The sequence below is a fragment of the Ensifer sp. CCNWLY38 genome (assembly GCF_037120565.1).
Classification (GTDB): domain Bacteria; phylum Pseudomonadota; class Alphaproteobacteria; order Rhizobiales; family Rhizobiaceae; genus Ensifer; species Ensifer adhaerens_H.
Genome location: NZ_JBBBBO010000018.1, coordinates 1 through 25412 on the forward strand (window position 1 = coordinate 1; position 25412 = coordinate 25412).

Below are 25412 nucleotides of genomic sequence, written 5' to 3' on the forward strand. Positions count from 1 at the left end.
TCACACCCCTTGGCTCAGCGTTAAGGGCTGATACAAGCCGACTGGCGTCTCTTTCCTCCACTGAAGGATCCTACTCTTATTTTCACAGCCTCGGGTACCACTCTCGGGACTGGTCGCGACGACATTTGCGAACCCAATAAGAGCTGCGTGACGTCAGCAGGTTCGTACGCCTCCCAAACCCGCGTCCATGGCCCATGCCTAGCCGGCTACCGGCGCTGGAAACGTATGCCGAGCCAGCCAACACTCGTCGCGAAGCGACGACCGAACGCGCCTCATGCGATTTAGGGCACCGAACTACCGCACGAGGGGGCCATGGAAGGCTGCGACAGTACTTTGTGCACTTGGAGCATATGTGCAAACGGCCGCCGAAATCACGATCAAGGCCTCTGTTTCAGATCGTATCCCCCGCAGTGCCACCAACAACTTCTTTGAGCGAAAGACACGACAAAGCTTGGAGAGGTATTGCAAGAAACCTTCATATTGGCCGTAGGGCCATATCACCGCGAGAAAGACATCGACTGGCTCGTCGTCGGGTGCGTTGAACTCAATCGGTTCGCGCAGGGTAACAAGGACTTTAGCCGGAGCTACCAAACCCTGAATAAGCGCGTGCGGCAGGGCAAAGCCTTCCCCGAAACCCGTCGAACCAAGAGCCTCCCGGTCAAGCAGGCCGTCTAGAATGACACTGGCTGGGACGAGAGTGCGCTGCGCCAGGTGCGATGAAATGGCCTGGAGAACCGCCCGCCCGCCACCCGCCGGCACGCCGAGCATCAAGTCATCTTTAAAGCAGAGTTTTTCATCATTCATGTTCTCCTCGCCCCCGCTTCTCTCTGGCCGGCAAAGATCGCGCTGGTTTCACTCCATATTGCCGAATTTTGAACTGGTGCCTTGTGCCGCCACTTTCAAGCAACGTCGCATGCAGCTCACGCTCAATTGTCGGCCAGACACGTGGAAGCAGGTCAAGTACCAGTCGATACATTATGCGACCTTTTTAGCACAGAACAGGAACATCCGGCTGGTTCTCGCCACCTAGAGCCGGCTCGTCCTAGACGCGCTACGCGCGATGAGGAAGGTGAAGAATCGACCCAATCCTGACCTCCCACTTCGCCAAGGAAAATCAGGAAAGGGTGTGGAAACTTGCCATATGGCGCGCCCGTCGGACCGGCGTGACTGCGGCAAGGAGGGGACGTCGCCCCGCCCGTGCGCGAGGCCTGCTCACTCTAGCGTCTGGTCGCTCCGCGGCCGTTGAATGGAAATCGCTACGAGGCCCACGGGCAGACTTTAACCCTCTGCGAGCATCATCTAAATTTACAGAATCACCACCGGACGGTGGTCGTCGAGCGATTTTTCAGCAGCCTATTTCCGCCGCCTATTAATGTGTAACTTGGGAAGCTGCCGACATCAATTCCTCAGGATTCGGTGCCCTGAACGTATTGAGGCCAGCCTCCAGAACTTCAGTGAAGCTCCAGCGTACGATGCCCCGTCGGTCGATCAGGAACTGACCGACAAGCTGCCCCTGGCTGGAAGCCATCGCCTGCTGATCGGCTTCCGTAATCTCATATCCTTCCTTCTTGTTGAGAAACTCGTCCATTGCCATGACATCCATAGGCTCGGGCAACTCGCCCGGGAGATGGACCCGTATCGCCATGACCGTGCCCATCCCGACCTCGCGCAAGCCGAAAGCACGGTGCGAGGCCCGCTCCGGGTCGGATGCGGTGAGAAGATCGGGCGCCGGGTGGTAACGGAAATAGAGCCGCGCCCGCTCGACCGGCGTAATGACGACTGCTAGGCATTCGACGCCTTTCTCACGCAGAGCCGGCTTAAGTTGCGCCATCGCCGCGACATGGCGCCGGCAGAACGGACAATGCAGGCCGCGAAACATACCGATCAACAACGGGTTACGGCCTCGAAAATCATCGAGCGCGATCTTGCCGTCGCGCGATATCGCATCGAGTTCTATATTCGGGGCCTGGTCGCCCGGCTGCAGCGGGCGGTCGACACTGCTCGTGGACATGGACTACCTCCTCGCCCTGGATCAGTCAGGAAAAGGCAGCACATCCAGCTTCGGCGTTGGACCTATGCTGGGGACGTAAAACTTCCTGCGCCAGAGCAAAAATAGCGTTCGGCCTCTGCCATATTGTCGAAGGTCGTGATTACGCGCTGCAAACCCATCATAACACGAAAAGAGCATCCGCGGGTCGCCCGCTAGCCGTCTCGCGCGCCGCGGTAAACTGTGGGTCGTCTCATCCGTGCCATGGGACGATACAGCGGCGAGACCGATTTGGATCTTCCACATACGCACGTCCTAGCGGCGTTCAACGTCTTGAAACTTGGGCGGCCCCGATGTGACCGGACACGAAATGTGGTGAATAAACCCAGACGAGCGCACGCCCGAATGCTCTTAAGCTGAAGGTCAGGTTTCGACCTCGTTTATGACGTTCAGTCTGCAACGACCAAGGTTGTCAACGGGGTCGGATCACCACACTCGCAATGTCAGACGATGGCGCTGCCTGCACGTTCCGATCGGAAGGCAGAAAACCACCCCGACTGAGACGATCGGAAGCCGGCAACGTGCCGCCCAGTCGGGGATGTCGACTCTTATCCCTCGCCTTGAAGGGATCCGAACCGTCGGCACGGGAAAAACGCGTTTCTCCGCACCTGTGCCAGTAGCGCCCGGTGTTGCGTACGAAGTTATGCCAATGGCGAGAATCGCTGAGAATACGGGTCTTTGTCACCGTTCATAGGTATCTGAGGCCACCTGATGGCCCTATGTTTTTTTGCTTTGATGCAATGGTTGCATAATGGATCCATTGCGCAACGGCACTGGGGGAGATCAAAGACCGAAACGACATGAAGTCGGCTGCCTATAAGGCGGCGAACGAAAAGCAGTATGACGTCAAAGCTATGCAGGCCACGATCACGATAAGGCGCAAGAGCCGGGAAGACGATGGCGCGCGCAAGCTTGAGGAACATGAACGCAAGGTCGAAGAATATCTCGACAGCTTGATTGAAGGCGGCCAAAGCTAAAGAGCGGGTTTTCCGCAGGCTCCGGCAAACCCTTCGGCGCAATCGGATAGCGCGGGTTGCCTCCGCCCGCTCCGCTCGCCAGACGGCTCGCTCCGGACGCTGACGCCCCGTATCACGGGGCTGTGGCTGGAAAACCTTGCATCTCCTCCCATCCGGCAAAAATTGGGCCCCGTGGTCGACGGGGCCCAAGCATGCATTGCAACGGGCTCCACTCCAATGGGGACAGAACAATGGAGCCCCGCCTTGATCCGCAGGGGTGTGGATCGTTGGCGGTATCAAAACCGCTATCGATGCGGAATGTTCCCCGTTGCGGTGGTGTGGCGTTTATGCGTCTGGGCGGTATCGGGCGGCGTCGGTATTCTTCTCCAGCCACATGGCGTTCTCGAAAAGCGCTGCCTCGTCGCTCAATCCCTTGCGGAATTGATCGGTGATATGCCGGGCTAGCCGATCGGCGCGCTTGCCGTAGCGCGGGATACTGCACCAGATGCATACTCGATCGAAGGTCCGTTGAAGCATGTCGAGCTCATCCGGGCTGATCTGAGCGCCCTTCTCTCGTGAAATATGCAGCATTGAGACCTCCTCGACGAGTGGGCGCGCGTTCTGCCAGGGGCGACTTGCTACCGGCTCGTCGAGATAGGCCAGGTACCTGAGAGCAACGCTCTCGCGGACGCCGCTTAGGTAAAGATCCATAAGTCGTTTTGCGATGGCTTCGGCCGACTTGCACTGCCGAGTCAATCCGCGTTCGCGCAGGACTTCTCCGAAGATCTGTTCGATTTGATTCATTTCGTGAGGGAGGAGTACCGTTGGGTTCGTCGCGAGGTACATCGCGCGACCTCCGGAGTTGGGGCGAAAGCGCGATGATCTTCCAGCCGCCGGGGCCCGTAGCAACCGCCCAGCGATGGCGCAGTATGCGCCAATCCATGGACAAAACAAGGCACGCGCGAGGTAGGCTGCAGCGGGTCCGCGGTTACTGGCGTCGTGTTAGTGCCGTGTGATCGGCCAGTTGATGTCGACGAACCTGCCGATCGACCGGAGGTAGTCGATGAACTCCAATTTCAGAGGATCGCGGTCGCCGTGCTTCCCTCCTGGGGTCAGGAAAAGAAATGGCCCTCCGGGAGGGGGGCCGGAGGGCGGCGTTGCGTGAAAGACTCCAATCGGCGGGACCTATCGATGGAGCTAAGCCGCGATCCGCGGGGGCATGCGTCGGCGATCAAAAACGCGTTCTGACCGCAAAAGTTCCCGGAACTAAGCGTCACCACGGCGGTTGGAGTGCGGGCTCTAAAGAGAGCCGCTAGGCCCTCTTTGAAAAGTTAGAGGAGACTTACAATGGACTGGGAACGTGTTGAAGGCAACTGGAAGCAGGTAAGGGTATGATCAAGGAACAATGGGGGCGTCTGACGGACGACGATTTGGATGAAATTGCTGGGAGGCGCGACCAACTCGAAGGCAAGATCCAAGAGCGGTATGGGATTGAGAAGGATCGCGTGCGCCAGGATATCGACGATTGGTATTCGCAACAGACGTGGTAGCCCACACCGCACTCCACATGTCCTCCTTAGCTGCCGCTACGTGGGGCGGCACTGGAAACCGCACGACAACCCGGTCGCCGCCCCGCAAGGCGGAACCCGGAGACAATACCCTTAAGGGCGATGTGGCGAACGATGCGACGAACCAAGGGCGGAGCGATTCCTGGCCATCGCGGTCGGGTGAACAAATAGGACAGCAGGAGATCTGATCATGGTCGGCAGGAAGACGCACGAACAGCAGCAGCGCATAATTCAGGGCCGCGAGAAGACTTCGAACGCGGGCAAGGATTTCAATGCCGAGGCGGACCTCAAGCGCTCCGACGCGCTGCGTAAGGCCCAGGGCGATGGACAGGACCTGGACACGGCGCATGCAGATGCGCGTGAAGACAATGAACGCAAAATCGTGAGAGGCGAAAATCAGGAAAGCAGACACCACAGGAAGAGCGGTAATAGTCCAGGGTGAACACGTCGCCTGCAGCATTTCACGGAAAGGAATGATTGATCAAGAACGCGACGGCCGTCGCTAACCAGGAGAGCCTTAAGAGCACGATGACTGACCACGAGAACATTGTGACGGTGTTCGGCGGAACGGGGTTCCTTGGACGGCGGATCGTGAGCAGGCTTCTCGACAAAGCTGTCGATGTTCGTGCCGCCTCGCGTCATCCGCACAAGATTTCGGGCGGCGCATCCGGCAAGTGGCCATCTCAGCAGATCGAGGCGGACATACTAGATCCATCCTCGATCGCCGCTGCCGTGGTTGGATCTCGCGCGGTGGTGAATGCGGTCAGCCTCTATGTTGAGCGCGGTGAGCAGACCTTCGAGCGCGTCCATGTCAAAGCTGCGACCGATCTGGCGACCGCATCGCGCGATGCCGGCGCCGAGAGGTTCGTCCAGATTTCGGGCATCGGCTCGGATCCGCAGTCCCGTTCTAACTACATCCGCGCCCGGGGCCGCGGCGAGGAGGTTGTGAAGGCGGCATTTCCAGGCGCGATTATCGTCCGTCCCGCTGTCATGGCCGGCCCCGGTGACACATTCATCACAACGATCGCGAGGCTGGTACGCCTCCTCCCGATTTATCCGCTGTTCGGCGACGGCCGCACTCGCTTGCAACCGGTTCATGTCGAGGACGTGGCGGAGGCCGTGAGCCGCTTGGCCGCGGGGCAGAATGCCACGAGTGCTTCGATCTTCGAGTGCGCCGGTCCGCGCATTTATGCCTATCGGGAACTCGTCCAGGAGATCGCCACTCAGCTCGAGACGCGGATCAGGCTGGTGCCGGTGCCTTTCGCGATGTGGAGCATGTTGGCGACTGCTGCGGAGTTTCTTCCGGCCGTGTCTCTGACGCGCAACCAAGTCGACCTCATGCGTCGTGACAATGTCGCGGCAGTTGATCTGCCGGGCCTGGAAGAACTGGGCATCCAATCGCGCGGCATCGAGGACGTCATCCGAATGCACGAGACTTGAGCCGGAACCGATCGCCGCTCGCGCGGTTCGTCGGACTGAACACGAGGACTACAGCCATGGCCAGATGCTACCTGTGCGGAGTTTCGAATGCGCCATCCAGAAACTCGCTCCGACTTTCCACATTGCGGCGTTAGGATTATCGGGCATGGTGTCGAGCAGGAGGGAGCCGACGCTCTCACCGATCGCGCGCCTTGAGGCCGTCACCGTGCAGCCCTAACGGACCAAGAATTCATCAAAAAAGCCCAGCGTTACCTTTAGGAAGGTGACGGCTCCCCCAGCCCGGGCTGGGCTGTCCCGGCGCGACTTAGTTCAGCGCCCTCGCACGACCCTTGAAGAGTTCGACGAGAGCATCCGCCACGGCGCGGACACGCTGGGAGCGGCGAACGTCGGCGTGCAGGAGGAGAAAAATTGGACGATCGGGGGGCTTCACTCCCCCGGTTGCCTCCACCAGCTCGGGTGCGGTTTGAGCAAGAAAGCGGGGAAGGAGCGCAATGCCCCAGCCGCTCTTCGCCGCCTGCATCATCGTCATCATGTCGTTGGAGCGGAGGCAGTAGCCGCGCTCACCCACATAGTCGTCGAGCCAGAGTTTTTGCGGCAGATCGGGCATGCTGTTATCGAAGCCGATAAATGTCTGCGCGCTTTCGGCCCGATCGACCATCTCGGGCGCGCCGTAAAGTCCGTAGGAGACGTTCCCCAGTGCGCGTACGACAAGCTCTGAGTCCTCCGGTCGTCCCAGTCGAATTGCGATGTCGGCTTCACCACGTACCAGATTGGCCTCACGGCGCTCGCCGACGAGTTCCAGCACAATGCCGGGGTAGCGCGTGCGGATTGCATCCGCTCCGGCCAGGATGAAGTGGCTGATGAGGATGGGAGGCGCTGATATGCGCACAGTTCCGGACAAGGCGCTGGTTCCGAGGGCCACCCGCTGGAAGGCGAGGGCCTCGTCCTCGATCAGACGCGCGCGCTGGTGGAGCTCCCGGCCTTCCGGTGTGAGAGTCCAGCCGCGTGGCAGCCGGTCGAACAATTTCACCTGGAGCTCGCTTTCCAGATTGCCAACCCGACGCGAGACCGTTGAGTGCTCGACGTCCAGAGCGCGCGACGTCGCCGAAAGAGAGCCATGGCGCGCGAGTGCCAGGAAGTAGCGAACATCATCCCACTGCATTGCGTGATCTTCATCCGGTTATTTTTGCACAGATCATGCCATAATATTCCGAATTCCGGTCGTCGATAGCCAAACGTATCTTCCCGCGCAAATCCGCTGTGGGAGCCTTAATTCTTGAAAGCCATCGGACACTTCAAAGCTCTGCCAAACGACCATGTTGAGGCATTGATCGATCTCGAACTACCGCGACCCGTGCCGGGGACGCGCGACCTCTTGATTGCCGTGGAGGCGGTATCGGTGAACCCCGCCGATTATCGCGTTCGGGCCCGGAAGGTTGATGATGGGCAGATCGCGGTTCTCGGCTGGGATGCGGCGGGCACGGTTGTCGACGTCGGCGGCGACGTGGAAGGATTCGCGATCGGAGATGCAGTCTATTATGCCGGCGATCTGACGCGTCCGGGAACAAACTGCGAGTTTCAAGCCGTCGACCACCGCATCGTCGGACATCGTCCGAAGAGCTTGTCCGCCGCCGCGGCTGCCGCCTTGCCGCTGACGGCCCTGACCGCATGGGAGGCGTTGTTCGAGCGCCTGGGCCTGTCGCCCGAAAAAGCGACCAAGCCGAAGACGCTGCTCATCGTCGGGGGCGCCGGCGGAACAGGATCGATGGCAATCCAATTGGCCCGGCTCGTCCCGGGCCTAACCGTGATCGCCACGGCCTCGCGGCCAGAGTCGCGCGCATGGTGTGAGAAGCTCGGCGCCGACGCCGTCATCGATCATTTTGGCGACATGCAGACGCAGCTTGCGACCCTCGGTCAGCCAGGGGTCGATTTCATCCTGATCCTCAACGACCCGGACCGGCACTACCCCGTACTCGTTGAGATCCTCGCGCCCCAAGGCAAGATCTGCTCGATCGTGCCTTTCACCGCCTCGCCGGACATGAACCTCATCATGCGCAAGAGCGCTAGCTTCGCCTGGGAGTTCATGTTCACGCGTTCGATGTTCGCAACGGCAGACATGGCCGAGCAACGCATTATCCTGAACAGCACAGCAAAGCTGATCGACGAGGGAAGGCTTATCTCACCCTTCTCCGAGAACCTCGGGTCCATCAACGCCGCCAACTTGCGGACGGCCCATGCGCGCCTGGAGGCGGGCCGGACAATCGGCAAGCTCGTGCTGTCGGGCTTCTAAACCAGCCACAGAAAGGAATCATCATGACAAATGGCACCGCAACAGTGGAGGCTTTCCTCGGCCACATTTTCTCCGGCGCGATGGACAAGGCTCTTGAGCTCGTTCACCCGCAGGCGAAGTTCATTTCGACCCGACCGACGCCGAACCCGAACAATCCGCTGCACGGCACCTTCGTTGGCCCGGAGGGAGCCAAGGCGTTCTTCGGCGGGTTCGCCGACCTTTTGGAGCCGGGGGAGTTCAATGTCGACGCTCGATTTGCGGAAGGCGAGCATGTCGCCCTCTACGGCACGCTCCAGCACAAGAGCAGGGCGACGGGTAGGGACTTCGCCAGTGATTGGGCGCTGATCTGCAAGGTCGAAGCCGACAAGATCGTGCTCTATCATTTCTATGAGGATACGGCAGCTCTTGCCATTGCTATCGCGTGAGGTCGTAGACGCGCACAAACACCTCTCGCGCGACGACCGCGGCGAAATCCCTTGGCGCGGTATTACCGAGTCTCGTTCATAACAAGATCGAATACTTCGCTGCGAGAGGTGCTTAAACAAAACTTCCCCGACGACAAGGCCGAACGCAGCGACCGTGACGTATGCCGTCGCTTCCTCGATTGTCGGATGATCGTGCTGGTTCTGGCGTGACATGCCCCACCACCATCTTCCCATGTGCCGCCCGAGAAACGGCCGTCGGTGATCAGGCCGACGCTATCACCAAGGCCGCGGCCGATGATGGCGGCGCATCTCCGGCATGCCCGGACCGCCCTTCGGGCCGAGATAGCGCAGCACCAGGATAGCGCCCGGCCGGATTCTGTCCGAGAGGATCGCCTCCATTGCCGACTGCTCGTCATCGAAGACGCGCGCTGGCCCGGAGATGACCGGGCGCTTGAGACCGGTGATCTTGGCTACCGCACCGCCTTCGGCGAGGTTGCCCTTGAGATGGCGAGGTGCCTCCGCGATGGGGCGGATGACGTCCTGATCGGAACGCGGTTTGTCGGGAAACTCGGCCAGTTCCTCGGCGAGGCTGCGCCCCGGTGATGGTCAGGCAGTCCCCATTGAGAAGACCGGCATTGAGCAGGATCTTCAGAACTTGCGGGATACCGCCCGCCTGATGCAGGTAGACAGCCATTTCAGATGGATGCGAACTCGTTAAGCTCGCCTACCGTGCGCGCCGGATAGCCCTCTTCAAACGAAAGCCGACTTCCACTCGATACATTATGCGATCTCCTTGGCCCAGAACGTGAACATCTGTTGAACGACAGAAGCTCGGCCGCGAGGCGGTGCAGTCTCTTACGACCCGACGGGGCTCTTGCCACCGTGCGCGTCCCTATGCGCCCCGCAGCAACATCGCGGCTTTGGTTCGGCGAGGTCCCTGAAAATTGACGCAGTCGCAGCTAGGCCCGCCGGCACATGCGCCGTTCGATCGGTCGACTAACGCTCCCAGGCGTTTCTCCAGCCGCCTGCAACTCTTCGAGCTTCTGCCGCACTTCCGCCAAATGCGCCGGGGTTCGGCATGGGGTGCGTCCGGATGCCGATCATGCTCGTCGGCCCCTCGCGCTCCATTCCGGACGGTCATTCGACGTCATCACGCTTAGCGCCCGATAACTCTTACCGCCTACACCGGCCACGCTTCGAACGTCCCCTTATGTAGTCATGATCAGGCACATCCAGAGACGTCGGCAAGCCACGCCTGCGGATCGATATCGTTCCGGAGATTGTCCAACAATCGAAATCCTACCGGCGAGCGGACGTAGTCGCTTACTGCTCCATTTCGCCCTCAGCCGGAGCCCCTTTGGCGGAGTGCCTGCTAGACCAACAACAAGACCATTCAAGTCGTGGAGCGGTAGAACAGAACCCGCCCAGTCGGTATAAGTTGCAGCAGGTAATCAAAGTCGCTGACGTTGGCTGTAAGAACGGCAAGACCCAGTTTTTGCGCCTGGAGAAACAGGACACAATCGTGAAGAGCTCTAAGCCGAGCATCGCGTTGATAGCCCTGAAGCCGACACAGCATGCCTGACAAGAAGGCGGCGCGGCCCAAAACGTCCGCATCAGGCGTGAAAACGCGATGGGCCGGCATTGCTTTAACCGTGGCTCTGATCTGTTGAATAGCTGTTTTCGTGCTTTTGTGGGCCGGGTCAAGCACACCGACCGTGTGCATCAACTCCTGGATGGCGATGGTAGAATGATTGCTGTGGCGGATATCAAGCAAGTCCCCCACAAGTTCCGGGGCTCGCCCTTGCAAACCATCGATGTAGACGCAGGTATCGAGTAGCAGTTCCAGCCCGGCTTCAGCGGGCTCGTCGAGGAAAGGTAGCTCTCTGTCGCTGCGCCTTGGAAGGGTCCGTCCGGGGTCGAACCTTCCCCAAAGAACCGCGGCATCGAAATCAAAATCCGACAAGTCAGAATCCAAGTTTCAGGTCAGGGTCGACCGTGCCGCGGATCTTGCGAAAGGCAGATCCGAAATCGTCATCAAGGGCGACGGTCGCCAAAGCGAACTCGATCAAATCAGTATCGGTTTCAATGCCCGTGTGCTTCTTGGCTTGTTCGATAAGAGCGGGGCTGATCCTACCGCCGATCCTTTTACTCTTTTCGCCCAGCAGGCCCGAATGCTCAGCCGCTTTCATGACCGCATCAATCCGCGCCTTGCTGCTAGAAGTAAATTTGCCGACCTTCGCATTGCGCACGGCCTTTGCAAGCAGCGGTTCTTTTGCCGCTAGCCGTTCTCCCGTTCCACTTTGCTTTCCCATGACGGCCTCGTGTCAGACAAATCTAATTTTCGTCCAACATAGTGCCGATCCTCTTGGATATCAAGCTGGAGCTATGCGATCGAGATCGTGACAACGCTGTTCGGTGAAGTCTGCCTCACGCGCCGTTGGGAACGGATCGGAACCCTCGGGCTGCAAGTGGATTTCCGGGCAAAAACTGGATCGGGCGACGAGGAGCACGTCAGCACGTCAAAAAACCGCAGGAGCGACCTCAAAACCGGATAAAACTTGGGGTCAAGAACGCCTCAATTCATCGGAGGGCGGACAAGACTCATGGCGGGGCGATGATCCGAGAGCGCGGAGCGAAAGTCATCCATCATGTTGCCTTGCGCGGCGAGGGCGACTTCGGTGCGGTTTGTCGCATTCAACTTGCGCATGATGTTCGAGATGTGAACCTTTATTGTGTTCTCCGACAAGTTCAGCTTTTTGGCGATGACTTTGTTCGGTAGGCCGCGCTGCAAGCTTGCCAGCACCTGTCGCTCGCGTTCCGTAAATGCAACACGTGATCGGTCGCTACAGGAGGCCGTCTCACCAGCCTCGTCGCCCGCCGGCAATTGCAGTGCACCGCTATTGTCAGGCAAGACGGAGGCTGTGGTCATGCAGCCTTCCCCGCCTCCAGTCGTCGATTGCGGAAAGTGGACACCGCCGCCCATGACAAGCCGAAGGCACGACAGGACGAGTTCAATAGGCGCATTGCCCGTAACGTAGCCCCTCACTCCAGATCGGGCGACCTCGGAAACCATTGAATCCGATATCGTCGATGCATCCCATTGGGTAATTAGGACGATCGGGACGTCGGCCAGCGATCGCCGAAGAGAGGCCAGCTTTTCCCGCACAAGATCTACCGTCAAGCCGTCGCCCTCGATATTGAGAACAACCAGACCGATCGGCCCAATTATGTACTCCAACTCGTGCGTTGTAGCTATGTCCAGGACGCCGAAACCTTGGAATTCGTGTCGAAGGACACGAGAAAGGCAACTTCGCAATAGTAAAAAGCGGTCAACGATAACAATGGATGAACGCTCACGATTGAATCCATACTGCTGGTCTGCTGTCGAAAGAGGCATGTCTACCCCCTCTCCAGTCGTTACTCAAACACGCCCGCAGCCAAACCCTGTCCCGAATGTACTATACCAAATAAAAACACCAAGGCTATCCTAGTATTTCGTTATATTCGGAAATTCTTATGGTAAACAACATCAATCGTGGAAAGGCGTGCCTGCGACTGCAGGCTACTCCGTGCTCTAATATTATGCTACGGCGAAATCCACTAGCGCGATAGTTTGCTGATCGACGACCGCAGCCTGCACAGCGTCAACGGCCACGTCAATTTCGTCATTTGAAAATGCAATGTCGATGCTGGCTTGCTGAGCGACGGCGACTTCCTGAGCAACGCCGATTTCCACTTTGACGACGTAGCGCTCTTCGAGTCCGTCCTCGATGTCGACATCGATGTCGATATCTTGTTCAAGCTCGATGTCCTGATCCACCTCGACGGAGCCACCAGGTGGCCCGTTGCCGAGTTGCAGGTCTATTGAGGTATCCTGCTCGATCTCGATCGAGTCATGCAGGAAAAGATCGATGTAGAGGACCCCGTCCGCGTCGAAGATTTCGAGATCAATTTCGATCTCTTGGCCGATGTACATGTCCTGATCGACCAGAATGGCAAAGTGCCCGCCGCCGTCGGTAGTCAGGGCTATGTCCACGTCTTGGTCCAGCACGAGGTTCTGCTCAATATGCAGGCGTGCAACCACCTCACCCGGATAGCCGTTGACGATGATCCGCGCGTCCTGTTCCGCAATGGCGGTCTGCAGCACGCTGACATCATGCCCGTGTTCCACATCGTTACCGGCATCCGGTAGGTCGGCGTGGCCCTCCGTTTGGCTCGCATCGCCGCCCCTCCCGGGCTGTCCCGTGGAGCCGCCTTCGCGGTGCCCGTCGCTTTCTCCTCCACGAGTGCCCCCATTGGATTTCGGTTCCAAGGACGTTGGAGCAACCGAAATCGAAAGGTAATGAGGAGTGTTCGCCTCACCCACGGGCGCTTCCGGAGCACGGACCATGTCGCTCGGCGTCACCGATCCCTTGACCGCAATCATCTCCGCGTCCGCAAAGGAATCCTGGGTGGGCCGCAGGTCGCCGCCGGCAGGCGTCTGCGGTGAGGTGCCTGGAAAGGCAGCCCCGCTCGCCGGATCAGCGCCGCCGGTAGGCGTGAACGCTTGCCCGAGCATTTCTTCCGCATTGTCTTCGATGGGCAGCAGCAGGTCACGCGTACCCCCATCTGCAAGAATATCCGGCCCCTCAGTTTTCAGATGCAAGTCCGCTCCCATGAAACGTCTCCCACAGGCCCTCTATGCGTTGCTCAGTCCTCTCGGAATGCGCGGTTGAAGCTCTCCAGAAGAGGGCGCAAGATGTAGTGGGCCACGGTGAACTGCCCGGTCTTGATCATCACCTCAGCCGGCATACCAGCCATGATCTCCACGTCCGGTAGCGCGCGCAGGGACGCGTCATCGATCCGGACACGGGCAACGTAATAGGCTCGTTCCGTCTGCCTATCGACCAGGCGGTCGGCGGAGATATAGGTGAGGACACCTTCGACCGGCGGAACCCGGCGATGCTTGTACGCAAGAAGACGCACGCGGGCCTCTAGGCCGGGACGAACCAGGTCGATGTCTTCTGGCTTGACCTGAGCCCGCACGATCAGCCGATCCTGGCGTGGAACGAGATCCATCAAGGCTTCGCCGGCCGTCACCACGCCTCCGAGCGTGTGGATTCTCAAATCTGTGATTGTACCGGCCTGGGGCGCACGAACCACCGTGCGTGCGAGGACGTCGCTCGCAGCCTCAAGGCGCTCCAGAAGCTCAAAGATCCGTGACTGGGTGTCGCGCAGACTTTGGGCGATCTCGGTTTGCTGGTCGCTTTCGAGCTTGAGGATCATCGCCTGCGATTCGCCGATTGCTTGCTCGGCACGCGAAACTTGAGCAAGCGCGTCACCAAGCCGTCCGTCGATCTCCGCCTGCTCGCGCTCGAGCTGCAGGAGGCGAACGCGCGTCTGCAGCCCCTTGGCAACCATCGGAACAACGGTCGCCAGCTCCTTCCGTATAATCGCCGCCCGTTTGGTTGCTGCATCCACCTGAAAACGTAGCGCGGCGATTTCCTGTTGTGTCTGCGCTTTGCGCTGTTGAATGACCTCGATTCGCAATGATTGAAGCTCGCGGCGTGTATCGAAGATCTTCACCTGTCCCGCGAGAATCTCCGCCAAGGCAGGGTCGCCCCGCGCGGCCGACCTGAGGAGGGCCCCTGGAAACTCGATCCTCTCGCCTTTGTTACGCTCGGATAGCAGGCGCGCCTCCATGGCTTGGGCGTCTCGAAGCTGCGCCTGAAGCACCTGGACGGTCGCGCGGGCCCTGGTATCGTCCAGCCGGAGAAGGGGTTGTCCCGCAGCAACTTCGTCACCGTCGTGCACAAGGATCTGCCTGATAATTCCGCCCTCCAGATGCTGAACGGTCTTACGGCTCGATTCTGCCTCGATGGCGCCGGCGGCAATAGCGGCGCTTTCGAGCGGAGCGATGCTTGCCCAGGTGCCGAAACCGATCACGAACACACCAACGAGCCCGAACGCTCCCGCCGCGAGCAGGCGCAGGGATTGGAACGGCGTGCCCGACGGCATTGGAATAGTCGCAAGATCCGGCATGGCAATGCGTCTTGCCCCTCTCACGGCACCGGCCTCCCGGATCCTTCCCCGGCTATGAAGCCTTCCTGCGTCCAAAGCGGGGACGGTTTCGAGGCGCCACGGCCGCCCGGCCGGTCTTGACCCCGGTCAGCAACGACGATCTGCTGGGGTTTGACAGGAAGGCTGGTGCGCCCGGCCCTGATCTTGCCGGCGACGTCCTTGCGGCTCCCGAACGCATCCATTGCGCCGTTGTCGAGCACAAGTATCTTGTCGGCCATGTTCAGGATGCCTAGGCGCTGGGCGATGATGACGATCGTCGCACCCCGATGGCGCATCTCCTGGATCGCTTGCCGCAAGGCCGCTTCACCTTCGGTGTCGAGACTGGCATTCGGCTCGTCCAGGACGATGAGACGCGGATGGCCGAACAGGGCCCGCGCCAACCCCAGCCGTTGCCGCTGTCCGCCGGAGAGCCGCATGCCCCCCTCGCCGATGTCGGTCTCGTATCCCATGGGTAGCCGCATGATCATTTCATGCAGCCCGACCATCGCGGCCGCGCCGATCACATCGTCCGGCTCAGCCTCCTGCAGACGGGCGATGTTGTCCCGAACCGTTCCGCCGAAGAGTTCGATGTCCTGTGGAAGGTAACCGAAGTGCCGGTGGCCACCGGAGGCAAGCCATATTCCGATGTCGGCGGCGTCGAGGCGCACATGGCCGGCTGTCGGGGCGATGGTGCCGGCGATGAGACGACCGAGCGTCGACTTGCCGGCCCCCGACGGCCCTATCACGCCGAGGACTTCCCCTGGGTTGATGACGAAGGACAGTCGGCGGAGGGTCGCCGTGTCGGCGCCGGGCGGCATGAACGTTACCTGTTCGACGGAGAGCTGGCCATTTGGGCGCGGCAGTTTCATGACTTTTCGAGGTTGAGGCGCCGCCGCCATGATCTTGCGGAGGCGGCCATAGCCCAGGCGCGCACCGCTGACTGCCCTCCAAGTGCCGATTGCGCTCTCGACCGGGCCGAGGGAGCGCCCGAGCAGGATGGTGGCGGCGAAGATCGCCGCCGGGCTGATGTCGTGCAGGATCACGAGCCAGGCCGCGCAAGCCATGACGATCACCTGAGCGAGAAGACGGATGAAACGCGCTAGCGCCTGGATTGCGGACGCTCGCGCGGCGGCGGAGAGTTGAGCCTCCTTCGCGACCACCTGGTCATCGTTCACCAAGCGAGCCACACCCGGCAGCATGCCCATCGCGCTGATGGCCTCGACGTTGCGCAGGAGCGATTCAAACCGGTGCTGACTTGCGACCCAAGCGGCGCTGGCGCGAGCAAACGGCCTGCGTGTCACGATCTCGTTGAGCATAGCCAACCCAAACAGGACTACCGACGCCAAAAGGCTTATCGCGCCGAGCAGCGGATGCACGAGGATCATCGCGAGAATGAATATCGGCGTCCAGGGGAGGTCGAACAGTGCCGTGCAGGCGCTACCACCGAAGAAGGAGCGAAGGCCGCTGAGATCACGCCAGGCCTGCGCGGCCGCCGCCGCATCGCTGCGCAGGGCCGACTGGACCGCTGAAATCAGAACAGAAGCTTGAAGGCGATCGTCGAGCCAGACACCAATGCGGGCAAGCATAGCCCGCCGCAAGGCTTCGAGCGTGGCATGGACGGCCAGCGCCGCGACCACGATCAAGGTCAGCATCACAAGCGTGTCGATGCTGCGGCTCGCAAGTACATGGTCGTAGACATGCAGAAGATAGAGCGGGACCGTCAGGGCCAAGAGATTTACGAAGAAACTGAGCACGAAGACGACGGCGAGAGACGCCCGGCAAAGCATGAATGCCTGCTCGACTTCCGTTCCTGCGCGGGAGTTGGTTCGGGAGGAGGCCATGGGGCGACCACCGCGCGAGCGAGCCGCGGCGGACGAACGCCCCACAGCGATTAGAAGGTAAAGGCGGCGCAATGCCTGCTCGAGTTCCGCTCCTGCGCGAGACCTCATTCGGAAGAGCATGAGGCGACCGCTTCGCGAGCCAGCCGCGGCGGACCGACGTCCCGCTGCTATCAAGAGGGAAATACGGCGCAATGCCTGCTCGATTTCCGTTCCTGCGCGAGACCTCATTCGGGAGAGCATGAGGCGACTGCTTCGCGAGCCAGCCGCGGCGGACCGACGTCCCGCTGCTATCAAGAGGGAAATACGGCGCAATGCCTGCTCGATTTCCGTTTCAGTGCGGGAGCTAATTCGGGAGAGCATGAGGAGACAGCTTCGCGAGCAAGCCACGGTGGACCGACGTCCCACCGCGACCGCGAGGCAAAGGCGGCGCCACGCTCGCTCTATTTCCGTTTCTACGCGGGACATAATTCGGGAAAAAGCCATGGGGCGACAGCCTCGCGAGCGAGCCACGGCGGACCAACCTTCCGCCGCGATTGGCAAAGGCGGCGCTCGGACTTATCCGGGCGCCTACTTTCGGGGAGATCGTTCAGGCCACATCGAAATCGAAGTCGATATCGATGTCCGCGTGCTGCTCGGCGTACTGATCTTGGTCGACATCCACGTCGACATCCTGATCCTGATCGACGGTCACGTCGTTGTCATTGTCCTGATCGGTGTCATTGTCATTCCGGGCGTCGCCGTCGGCATCTGCGTCGGCATCCGCGTCGCTACGATCGTCGGCGTCGGCATCGGCGTCGGCGTCATTGTCGGTGTCAGCGTCCTGATCAGTGTCGTTGTCATTGTTGTTGTCGATATCGACATCGGAGTCCTGGTCGGTATCGGTGTCTACGTCTTGATCCTGATCCTGATCGAGGTCCTGATCGATGTCGGCATCAATGTCTATGTCGAAATCATTGTCTTTAACGTCGGGCATTTCGTGCACTCCTCCGGTTGCTTTCTCAACGCATCGATGGCTGTTTGGATTATCGATCATGACGATCAACTATCCTCACGGATCCTTCGTCCAGCGATCGATTGCAATAAAGCATCACTGTTTCCGGCGCCGGAAAACAGTTGCCAATTCGGATTGACTAAAGGGATAGTTGCGGGAGGGATATTCTTCTTAATTTGGAACGAACTATATCTGATAGGTTAATTCGTTCGTTCATTTGTCTAGTTGCAAAACATGCAACCAGCCCAACCTAGATGAGCCTCATTATTAAATGGCGTTACTATCTCTTCTAGGAATGCCCTCCAGCGTTGCATTGACGAGCACCATCTCTGCCGGGAGCTTCTTAAGGCGGGCGTTCGCATTTTGCTGCGCCTGAACACGATGGCCGCCGCTAACGTCGATGCTGCCAAATCTGGCCTTCCACATGTAGATACTCGATCTGCTCACGCCATGCTTTTGGCCTGTTTCGGCAACAGGAACGCCCTCCTGGGGTTCTCTCAAAATACCGTCTCTGTTCTTCGGTGAAGCTGTTGCGTCTCATTTGCGGGTCCGCAACTGGACCAGATCGTGTATCTGCCGAACCTCATCCGGCGAGGCAGTCTCACGCATCGTTTACTTCGACGTCCACGCCGATATCGCCGTCGGCGACGGCTTCCTCATACAGGGCGACAGCGATATCGCCGTGATCATCCTGCTCGTACGCCCCCCTTGCCAGGGCCTCCAGTAGGGATGTGACGTCCACGTCGACTTCGGCGTCGAGGTCATCACGGACTTCCACGTCGATATCGATGTTTCCGTCGTTTTCAGTGTCCTGATCGAATTCGACGTCAAGACTATCTTCGTCGTCGGCGTCGATGTCAGCATCGACATCGCTCTCGATCTCGACATCGTCTTCCACGTCCATATCGATTTCGACGACGACAATACCGTCGTCCTCGCTTACTTCGACATCCACTTCGATCCGCTGATCGACCTCCGGCCGTTGATCAGCAGTCACGTCAATGTCCCTGGTGCCCAACTCCTCTAGGTCGCTGCCGATGTCTGTCTCCTGGTCAATTTCGCCATTCTGGTCGACCTCGGCGTCGAGCTCGACGACGGCAGCGGACGGCGAACCAACGTCCACCTCGATATCGGCATCGTCTCTGAGTTCCGAGTCCTGACCCAGGTCGATCTCATCCGTGCCCATGATGCATCTCCTTGTGAACAGCGCCAGCTTGCTCCTGCGATCGAGAATCCCACCTTTCGAACGACAGGGATAGACGCCAACTCGGGCGAAGGACGGCAACGAAGAACCAAAATGACAGACGTCAGTGCTAGCCAAGGCGAGTCCGAGATCAGGCTTCTCACGCCGCCGCCACCAGAAATGATTAACATCAATGTATGTGGGAGCGTTTGATCGTCATGGGCGAGGGAAGGCACAAGAAGCCCTCATCACCGAAAGCATCGACAAGAGAAATTCCGGCAGGCTGCCGTCTTGCCCCTGTTCGGTGCGGAGGCACAGTTTGAACGCGATCTGATCCGGGGAAGAACCCAGGCAGGATCGGCAGAGGAGCGCGGGCGATGTGGGGGCCGGAAAGCCGCTGCTATCCCCTCCGAAAAGGCTCGCCAAAACCCAGCGCAGCCGGCGGCCGGCTCGAACGTTCCAGGGGATACATTATGCGATCTTAGCGATACAAATCAGGAACTCATTTGGACTTGTTGGGATCATCCGACGAAGATTGCGGTCCACTTCACAGGATGGCAACGGTCCGTCCTTCGCACGCGACGAAGTTCCCCCGTTTACGCCTGTGGGCGCTAGTTTGCTTCTCCGGCCGGGCCACGCCTGAGGCTGCTATCTCGACGGCGGTTGGAAGGTCACGCCCTGGCTCTTGAAGATCGTCGCGATCCTGCCGTCTGCCAGCGCCGCGGCGATGGCATCATCGACGGCATAAGCGAGATCCTTGTGTTGAAAGTTGACGCCGACTCCGAGCACCCATTTGCTCCGTTCGAAACCGACAAGCGCCGGCTCATGCACCGCAAGGCCGGCACTGGGGTGTGCTTTGATGCTTGCCTGAAGTTGGGCGCGCGCGCCCATGGCGGCCATGGTCTCTCCGGAGGCGAGCCCCTGCATGGCAAGCGCGGTGCTACGGTAGCGGCGGATCTTGTCCACGGGGCCTAGGAGAGAGGTCAGATAGAAGTCGGAAATGGAGTCATTCTCCACGGCAACCGCATCATACCGGAAGAACGTTGGCGTTGGGCCTTTTTCGGGATAGGTCTTCTTGTCGTAGGCGATCGCAATGGTTTCGGTCGCGTACTGGCCGGTAAAGCTTACCTGCTCGATCCGGCAGGCATAGTCTCGGTCATAGGGCACGTGCAACATCACATCGCTGACGTGGCCGCCGATCGCCGCGCCTTTCCAGACATAGTTGAGGAGGTCGGCGTCGAGCGTTTCTCCGGCCTGGACCCGCCGGAAGCGAGCCTGGACGCCAAGGGCCGCGGCGATCATTCGCCCGATATCCACATCGATCCCGCGTGTCTTGCCGTTTACCTCATAGGACCACGGCGGGAAATCCTCATAGACCGCGAACTCGATCCATCCTTCTTCGAGCACTCTGTCTAAAGAGCGCCCTACATCCTGGGGAAAGGTGTTCTGCGGTTTGGGCTGCGGCCCGTAGCCCTCGCAGCGAGCGAAGGCTACGGCCGGTAGGACGGCGCAAGTCACTGTTGCGAGCGCGATCGCCCTGGAAGGATGCATGGCTCACTCCGTCGCCGAAAGCCCGACGGTCAGGATTTCACTTGCCTTCTTCCAGCTAGCGGGTTTGTCACTCAGGATCCGGGCTGCCTCATAGGCGACGCTGTCGGCGACCGGCGCACCGGAGGCCGTCTTCACTTCGGCGGCGATTTTCTCAAGCTCGGCCTTTAGCGCATCGGGGTCGGAAACCTTTGCCGCCGAAAGTTCGTTGCGCACATCGTGCAGTCGATCCGAATGGGCATCGAGCGCCCCATCTTCCGGCCGTGTCTCGACGTAAGTGCGGATCGCCCAAGCGGCCTTCTGCCCGAGAACATCGCCAAAGGCCGGCATCTTGGTCGTGCCGTCCTGGGTGTAGCCGTGGCGGAATCGCTCGATGAACCACTCGTCACCATATTCCGCCGCTTCCAGGAAGCGAAGGTCGGGGGCAAGGCCACCGGATACGGCGCCGAGCCCGTGACAGCGGGCACAGTTCTGGTTGAAGCCGGATGCCCCGATATCGACGGCCTTCAGCCAGACGTCGCGCCCGGCCTTCGCCTCCCGGTAGGGATTCTCCGTCAGCCATTCCTCACCTATGTCCGGCAATGCGTCGGTGTTGACCGGCTGGGGTGAGACGTCGCCATGCGCGACGACTATCGTCGCTGTTGCCAGCAGTGCGAGGCCCGCAAGCCCGGCGCGGATACGGTTTCTGGACATCTTTCCTCCTCCACGATCTCGCTGCGGTTTTTCTAACGCCAATCGCAGTGGCGGCGGAATACGACCTAGGTCGCGGCCCGGCATGGTACCTAGGTCGTATTCCCCCCTCCGTGACCCCGCCTTAACGTCTTCGGTGGGAGGAGTGTCTAATGCCGAATATCCGCATCAGACGGGCAATGTCCGGATGCCTCCTGGTCGCGCTTCTTGGCGCTGCCGGGCCGGCTGAGGCAGAGATCAGCGTCGCTTTGACCTACCTGCGCCAGGAGGAGAAGGCGCCGCCAGTGCTTTCCAATCTCGATCCGATCCCCGCCGACCTCGGGATCGCCGGAGCAAGGGTCGCTCTCGCTGATACCGAGACGACCGGCAGTTTCCTCGGTCATCACTACACGCTGAACCTCATTTCCGTTGACCCAGGAGGCGATCTTACGGCGGCGGCGAAAGCGGCTTTCGCCGCCTCACCCATTCTTCTCCTCGATGCTCCCGCCGAGAGTATCCTGGCCGTCGCGGACCTAGCCGAGGCCAAGGGCGCACTGATCTTCAACATCGCATCCGGCGAGCGGCGCCTACGCGATGGCGACTGCCGGGCCAATCTGCTGCACACGATCGCAGAGGATGCGATGCGCGCCGATGCGTTGATGCAGATGCTGAAGGCGCGCCGCTGGACCCGCACGGCGCTGGTCGTTGGCCCGCGACCGCGCGACGAGGGCTTCGCTGCGATCTTGCGAGCCGCAGCGGCAAAGTTTGGCGTCGAAATCGTCGCCGAAAAGACCTGGACCTTCGACACTGATCTGAGGAGAGCAGCGGGCAGGGAGGTGCCACTATTCACGCAGGACCTCCCCGACCACGACGTGCTGTTGATTGCCGACGAAGCCGACGATTTCGCTCGTTATGTCGCCGACAACACCTGGCTGCCACGCCCGGTCGCCGGCTCCGACGGGCTCCGCGGCGAAGGGTGGGCGCCGGTTCTGGAACAATGGGGGGCCGTGCAGCTGCAAAACCGCTTCGAAACCACTGCAAAGCGGGAGATGCGGCCGCGCGACTACGCCGCCTGGGCAGCGCTGCGCACGGTCGGCGAGGCGGTGACGCGGACAAACTCGGCCGACCCGGTGAGGCTCCGGACTTACATTCTGTCGGATGCCTTTGCTCTCGACGGCTTCAAAGGCCGCTCGCTCAGCTACCGAGATTGGAACGGGCAATTGCGTCAGCCGATGCCGGTGGTGAATGCCCGCGCACTCGTCGAGCTCGCGCCGCTCGATGGTTATTTACACCGGGAGAACGACATGGACACGCTCGGCCTCGACCGTGCGGAAAGCGCCTGCGAGGCTTTCGGAGGGGTGAAATGAGACGGCTCTTCCCTTTCCTAACAGCGCTTACCGTGGCCGCGCTCCCGATCGCCGCGTCTGCCGGTGAAATCTGGATCACCAACGAGAAGGACGACAACATTTCGGTGATAGACACCGCGACGCTTGAAGTCGTGCGTACGATTGCGACGGGCGAGCGCCCGCGCGGCATCACGTTCAGTTCCGACCATTCGCGCGCCTATATCTGCGCATCCGACAGTGACGCTGTGCAGGTCATGGACGCTGCGACCGGCGAAATCCTTCATGAACTCCCTTCGGGCGAAGATCCGGAGCAGTTCGTGCTCGCACCCGACGACAAGCATTTGTGGATCGCGAACGAAGACGACGCAGTGACGACGGTGGTCGATGTCGATAGCCGGGAAGTCGTGGCGCAGATCGATGTCGGCATAGAGCCCGAAGGCATGGCCGTTTCACCTGACGGCAAGATCGTGGTGACCACGTCCGAGACGACCAACATGGCGCATTGGATCGATACCGCGACGATGAGGATTTTCGCCAATACGTTGGTCGACAGCCGGCCCCGCCATGCGCAGTTCACTGCGGACGGCCGCGAGCTTTGGGTATCCTCCGAGATCGGCGGCACGGTGACCGTCTTCGACGCGGCAACGCAGGCGGAGAAGGGCAGGATCGCCTTCGGCATCACCGGGGTCAATGCCGACCTCATCCAGCCCGTCGGCTTGGAGTTCGCGCCAGACGGCAAGACTGCTTTCGTCGCGCTCGGCCCGTCCAATCATGTCGCCGTCATCGACATGAAGACATTTGCGGTCGAGCAATACATTCTCGTCGGTCGACGCGTCTGGCACGTGGCCTTCTCCCCGGACAACAAGCAGCTTTTCACGACGAATGGTGTTTCCGGCGACGTCACCGTGATTGATGTGGCATCCCGCACGCCGGTCAGGTCGATCAAGGTCGGCCGCTTTCCATGGGGGGCCGCGGCCCGTCCGTGAGAAGCAAGCGATGGTCGAACAGCGGACGGGCGTGAGCGGACTGGCAGTCGAGTCGATAGCACACATGTGGGGGGCGAAGCAGGCACTCGAAGATGTAAGCTTTACGGTCGGGCGCGGTCAGTTCTGCGCGCTGCTCGGGCCGAACGGCGCAGGCAAATCGACTCTGTTCGGCCTGCTGACGCGGCTGTTCACCCCGCGGGCCGGGGCCATTTCAGTCGCCGGTTACAATCTTCAACGCAGTCCGCGCAACGCCCTTCGGCACATCGGCGTCGTCTTCCAGCAACAGACCATCGATCTCGATCTCACGGTCCGGCACAATCTCCTGTACTTCGCTGCACTCCACGGGCTTTCCGGCCGGGAGGCGGAGATACGTGCGACGGCCGTACTCGAGCGGCTCGGCATGGCGGAGCGCGCCGGCGAAAGGGCGGCGACGCTGAATGGTGGCCACCGCCGACGAATGGAGATTGCTCGCGCCCTCATCCACAAGCCTTCGGTCCTGCTCCTCGATGAGCCCACTGTCGGGCTCGACGCGGCGACGCGTTCCGCCATCGTGAAGCATGTGCACGGGCTTGCTACGGACGAAGGCCTTGCCGTCCTTTGGGCGACGCACCTGGTCGACGAGGTCTGGCCCGAGGACCGCCTCGTGGTGCTTCACCGTGGTCGCGTGATTGCCTCCGGCGAGGCCGGCGTGATCGGCGGCGCCGACCTTGCCGGCCGGTTCATCGCCTTGACAGGAGGGGCGTCATGAAGGATGCAGCGATCGCACTGCGCGCCATCCTTCGACGGGAGGCGCTGCGCTTCCTGGGTCAAAGGGGCCGCCTGCTTGCCGCGCTTGTGCGACCGCTCGTCTGGCTGATCGTGTTTGCCGCCGGTTTCCGCGCCGCGCTCGGCCTCTCGATCACGCCGCCCTACCAGACCTACATCCCCTACGAAGTCTACATCACGCCCGGCCTGGTCGGCATGATCGTTCTGTTCAACGGAATGCAGTCCTCCTTGAGCCTCGTCTACGACCGAGAGATGGGCTCGATGCGCCTGCTCTTGACAGCTCCTTTGCCGCGCTGGTGGCTGCTCACATGCAAGCTGGCTGCCGGCAGCCTGATTTCCATGCTGCAAGCCTATCTATTTCTTGCAGTCGCGGCGGCCTGGGGGATCCGTTTCACGGTTGCCGGTTATCTGTTCGCCCTGCCCGCCATCATGCTTGCAGCGCTCATGCTCGGAGCACTCGGGCTCGTTCTTTCCTCCCTCATCCGCCAGCTCGAGAATTTCGCCGGCGTCATGAACTTCGTCATCTTCCCGGTCTTTTTCCTCTCTTCGGCGCTCTATCCGCTGTGGAGGATGGCGGATGCCTCGCCGCGCCTGCGTGACATCTGCGCGGTCAATCCGTTCACCCATGCCGTTGAGCTGATCCGCTTTGCTCTCTATGGACAGCTCGATCCGCTCGGCCTCGCCGTCACGCTCGCCGCACTTGCCGTCTTCGGCGCCGGGGCGATCTGGGGCTATGATCCGGCGCGCGGGCTGGCAAGCCGGAAGCTCTGAATCGAAGACGGTCGCTGTTGAAACGCGTTCCAGAACCCCTTTAAAGCGCAGGCGCCGCGCATCCGATCAGATACGCGGCGCCTCAGCCTTCCCCAAGTTGTTGTTCAAGGGGCAAGAGCGGCGGCCAGAGCCGCCTTCATCCGTTCGTCAGCCTTCGCCGGCAGCTTCGTGACCTTTACCAGTTCGACATTGGCCGGCACCTCGCCCACTTGGATCAGCGCCACCATGCCCATTGAAAAATGCGGCGAGCACTTCACACCGTATAGGCCCGGCACGCTCACCGTCATCACAAATTCCTCGTTGACCTTGCTCTTGAAGCGCTCGACGCCGTCGGGAAGCATGCCCTTGATCGACTCGACATTGTGGCCCTTGTCCACGGGCAGGAAGCGGATCGTATCGCCAGGCGCGGCTTTCACAAAAGCCGGCTCGAAAACCATGGCCCCGCTCTCGCCCTTGTTCAACATCTTCACTTCATGCTCCCCGGCGAAGGCCCCGCTGGCCATAAGCACGATCGCCGTCATGATACCCGTTCTTCTCAGCATTGCTC

The 25412-nt window shown here is 60.5% G+C and carries 25 protein-coding genes and 2 pseudogenes; 11 read left to right on the forward strand and 16 right to left on the reverse strand.

Annotation, left to right across the window (positions count from 1 at the left end; all coding sequences use genetic code 11):
• Window positions 1–294 precede the first annotated feature (294 nt).
• The gene (locus V7S54_RS29630) at window positions 295–804 is read right to left on the reverse strand and encodes a PTS sugar transporter subunit IIA (protein ID WP_065375101.1); all 510 of its coding nucleotides are present in this window, start codon (window positions 802–804) and stop codon (window positions 295–297) included.
• 565 nt (window positions 805–1369) lie between these two features.
• Window positions 1370–2011 carry a peroxiredoxin-like family protein gene (locus V7S54_RS29635; RefSeq protein WP_336409642.1) on the reverse strand — a complete coding sequence of 214 codons (642 nt, stop codon included), beginning with the start codon at window positions 2009–2011 and terminating at the stop codon, window positions 1370–1372.
• Between the two features lie 836 nt (window positions 2012–2847).
• Between V7S54_RS29635 and V7S54_RS29640 the strand changes: the two genes are divergently transcribed.
• The gene (locus V7S54_RS29640; protein WP_336409641.1) at window positions 2848–3024 is read left to right on the forward strand and encodes a hypothetical protein; all 177 of its coding nucleotides are present in this window, start codon (window positions 2848–2850) and stop codon (window positions 3022–3024) included.
• Window positions 3025–3348: 324 nt separating this feature from the next.
• Here the strand turns inward: V7S54_RS29640 and V7S54_RS29645 are convergent, their stop codons facing one another.
• On the reverse strand, window positions 3349–3849 hold the full coding sequence (locus V7S54_RS29645; protein ID WP_336409640.1) for a hypothetical protein: 501 nt from the start codon (window positions 3847–3849) through the stop codon (window positions 3349–3351).
• Between the two features lie 501 nt (window positions 3850–4350).
• On the opposite strand from V7S54_RS29645, the pseudogene V7S54_RS29650 reads away from it, so the two are divergent.
• From V7S54_RS29650 to V7S54_RS29660, 3 genes and pseudogenes are all read left to right on the forward strand, one after another.
• Window positions 4351–4553, forward strand: a pseudogene (locus tag V7S54_RS29650) (CsbD family protein).
• A 208-nt stretch (window positions 4554–4761) separates the two neighbouring features.
• Window positions 4762–5013, forward strand: coding sequence for a hypothetical protein (locus V7S54_RS29655; RefSeq protein WP_336409639.1), 252 nt, complete (start codon window positions 4762–4764; stop codon window positions 5011–5013).
• A gap of 35 nt (window positions 5014–5048) precedes the next feature.
• Complete coding sequence (locus V7S54_RS29660) at window positions 5049–6011, forward strand: complex I NDUFA9 subunit family protein (RefSeq protein WP_336409638.1); 963 nt, start codon at window positions 5049–5051, stop codon at window positions 6009–6011.
• 304 nt (window positions 6012–6315) lie between these two features.
• On the opposite strand, the gene V7S54_RS29665 is transcribed toward V7S54_RS29660, so the two are convergent.
• A complete protein-coding gene (locus tag V7S54_RS29665) occupies window positions 6316–7173 on the reverse strand; it encodes a LysR family transcriptional regulator (protein ID WP_336409637.1) in 858 nt (285 codons plus the stop codon).
• 114 nt (window positions 7174–7287) lie between these two features.
• Between V7S54_RS29665 and V7S54_RS29670 the strand changes: the two genes are divergently transcribed.
• Together V7S54_RS29670 and V7S54_RS29675 are read left to right on the forward strand one after the other, a co-directional pair.
• Window positions 7288–8301, forward strand: a complete 1014-nt coding sequence (locus V7S54_RS29670; protein WP_336409636.1) for a zinc-binding alcohol dehydrogenase family protein — start codon at window positions 7288–7290, stop codon at window positions 8299–8301.
• Window positions 8302–8324: 23 nt separating this feature from the next.
• Entirely contained in the window at window positions 8325–8726 is a 402-nt protein-coding gene (locus V7S54_RS29675; RefSeq protein ID WP_336409635.1) for a nuclear transport factor 2 family protein, read from the forward strand.
• Window positions 8727–9002: 276 nt separating this feature from the next.
• Here the strand turns inward: V7S54_RS29675 and V7S54_RS33355 are convergent, their stop codons facing one another.
• The 7 genes from V7S54_RS33355 to V7S54_RS29710 form a co-directional block, all read right to left on the reverse strand.
• Complete coding sequence (locus V7S54_RS33355; RefSeq protein ID WP_442892630.1) at window positions 9003–9302, reverse strand: hypothetical protein; 300 nt, start codon at window positions 9300–9302, stop codon at window positions 9003–9005.
• A gap of 817 nt (window positions 9303–10119) precedes the next feature.
• Window positions 10120–10689, reverse strand: coding sequence for a type II toxin-antitoxin system VapC family toxin (locus V7S54_RS29685; RefSeq protein WP_336409634.1), 570 nt, complete (start codon window positions 10687–10689; stop codon window positions 10120–10122).
• Between the two features lies 1 nt (window position 10690).
• Entirely contained in the window at window positions 10691–11038 is a 348-nt protein-coding gene (locus V7S54_RS29690) for a hypothetical protein (RefSeq protein WP_336409633.1), read from the reverse strand.
• Window positions 11039–11301: 263 nt separating this feature from the next.
• Window positions 11302–12123 carry a response regulator transcription factor gene (locus V7S54_RS29695; RefSeq protein WP_065375102.1) on the reverse strand — a complete coding sequence of 274 codons (822 nt, stop codon included), beginning with the start codon at window positions 12121–12123 and terminating at the stop codon, window positions 11302–11304.
• A 183-nt stretch (window positions 12124–12306) separates the two neighbouring features.
• Entirely contained in the window at window positions 12307–13383 is a 1077-nt protein-coding gene (locus V7S54_RS29700) for a hypothetical protein (protein WP_336409632.1), read from the reverse strand.
• A 32-nt stretch (window positions 13384–13415) separates the two neighbouring features.
• A complete protein-coding gene (locus V7S54_RS29705) occupies window positions 13416–14747 on the reverse strand; it encodes an HlyD family type I secretion periplasmic adaptor subunit (RefSeq protein ID WP_336409631.1) in 1332 nt (443 codons plus the stop codon).
• 20 nt (window positions 14748–14767) lie between these two features.
• On the reverse strand, window positions 14768–16606 hold the full coding sequence (locus V7S54_RS29710; protein ID WP_336557484.1) for a type I secretion system permease/ATPase: 1839 nt from the start codon (window positions 16604–16606) through the stop codon (window positions 14768–14770).
• A gap of 481 nt (window positions 16607–17087) precedes the next feature.
• On the opposite strand from V7S54_RS29710, the gene V7S54_RS29715 reads away from it, so the two are divergent.
• Entirely contained in the window at window positions 17088–17801 is a 714-nt protein-coding gene (locus V7S54_RS29715; protein ID WP_065375106.1) for a hypothetical protein, read from the forward strand.
• A 63-nt stretch (window positions 17802–17864) separates the two neighbouring features.
• Here V7S54_RS29715 and V7S54_RS33360 read toward each other — a convergent pair.
• The 4 genes and pseudogenes from V7S54_RS33360 to pedF form a co-directional block, all read right to left on the reverse strand.
• Window positions 17865–18107 (reverse strand): annotated as a pseudogene (locus V7S54_RS33360) (transposase); the annotation flags it as partial.
• 91 nt (window positions 18108–18198) lie between these two features.
• Complete coding sequence (locus V7S54_RS29720) at window positions 18199–18783, reverse strand: hypothetical protein (RefSeq protein ID WP_336409630.1); 585 nt, start codon at window positions 18781–18783, stop codon at window positions 18199–18201.
• Between the two features lie 645 nt (window positions 18784–19428).
• Complete coding sequence (locus tag V7S54_RS29725; protein WP_336409629.1) at window positions 19429–20187, reverse strand: substrate-binding periplasmic protein; 759 nt, start codon at window positions 20185–20187, stop codon at window positions 19429–19431.
• A 147-nt stretch (window positions 20188–20334) separates the two neighbouring features.
• Complete coding sequence (pedF, locus tag V7S54_RS29730; RefSeq protein ID WP_065375109.1) at window positions 20335–21021, reverse strand: cytochrome c-550 PedF; 687 nt, start codon at window positions 21019–21021, stop codon at window positions 20335–20337.
• Window positions 21022–21170: 149 nt separating this feature from the next.
• On the opposite strand from pedF, the gene V7S54_RS29735 reads away from it, so the two are divergent.
• The 4 genes from V7S54_RS29735 to V7S54_RS29750 are packed head-to-tail and all read left to right on the forward strand — an operon-like array spanning window position 21171 to window position 24865.
• Window positions 21171–22364, forward strand: coding sequence for an ABC transporter substrate-binding protein (locus tag V7S54_RS29735; RefSeq protein ID WP_336409628.1), 1194 nt, complete (start codon window positions 21171–21173; stop codon window positions 22362–22364).
• The gene (locus tag V7S54_RS29740; RefSeq protein ID WP_336409627.1) at window positions 22361–23329 is read left to right on the forward strand and encodes a YVTN family beta-propeller repeat protein; all 969 of its coding nucleotides are present in this window, start codon (window positions 22361–22363) and stop codon (window positions 23327–23329) included. Before V7S54_RS29735 ends, V7S54_RS29740 begins: the two co-directional genes overlap by 4 nt.
• Window positions 23330–23360: 31 nt before the next feature.
• Complete coding sequence (locus V7S54_RS29745) at window positions 23361–24077, forward strand: ABC transporter ATP-binding protein (protein ID WP_336409644.1); 717 nt, start codon at window positions 23361–23363, stop codon at window positions 24075–24077.
• Window positions 24074–24865, forward strand: a complete 792-nt coding sequence (locus V7S54_RS29750; protein ID WP_336409626.1) for an ABC transporter permease — start codon at window positions 24074–24076, stop codon at window positions 24863–24865. Before V7S54_RS29745 ends, V7S54_RS29750 begins: the two co-directional genes overlap by 4 nt.
• A 104-nt stretch (window positions 24866–24969) precedes the next feature.
• On the opposite strand, the gene V7S54_RS29755 is transcribed toward V7S54_RS29750, so the two are convergent.
• On the reverse strand, window positions 24970–25407 hold the full coding sequence (locus V7S54_RS29755; RefSeq protein WP_065375113.1) for a pseudoazurin: 438 nt from the start codon (window positions 25405–25407) through the stop codon (window positions 24970–24972).
• Window positions 25408–25412 lie beyond the last annotated feature (5 nt).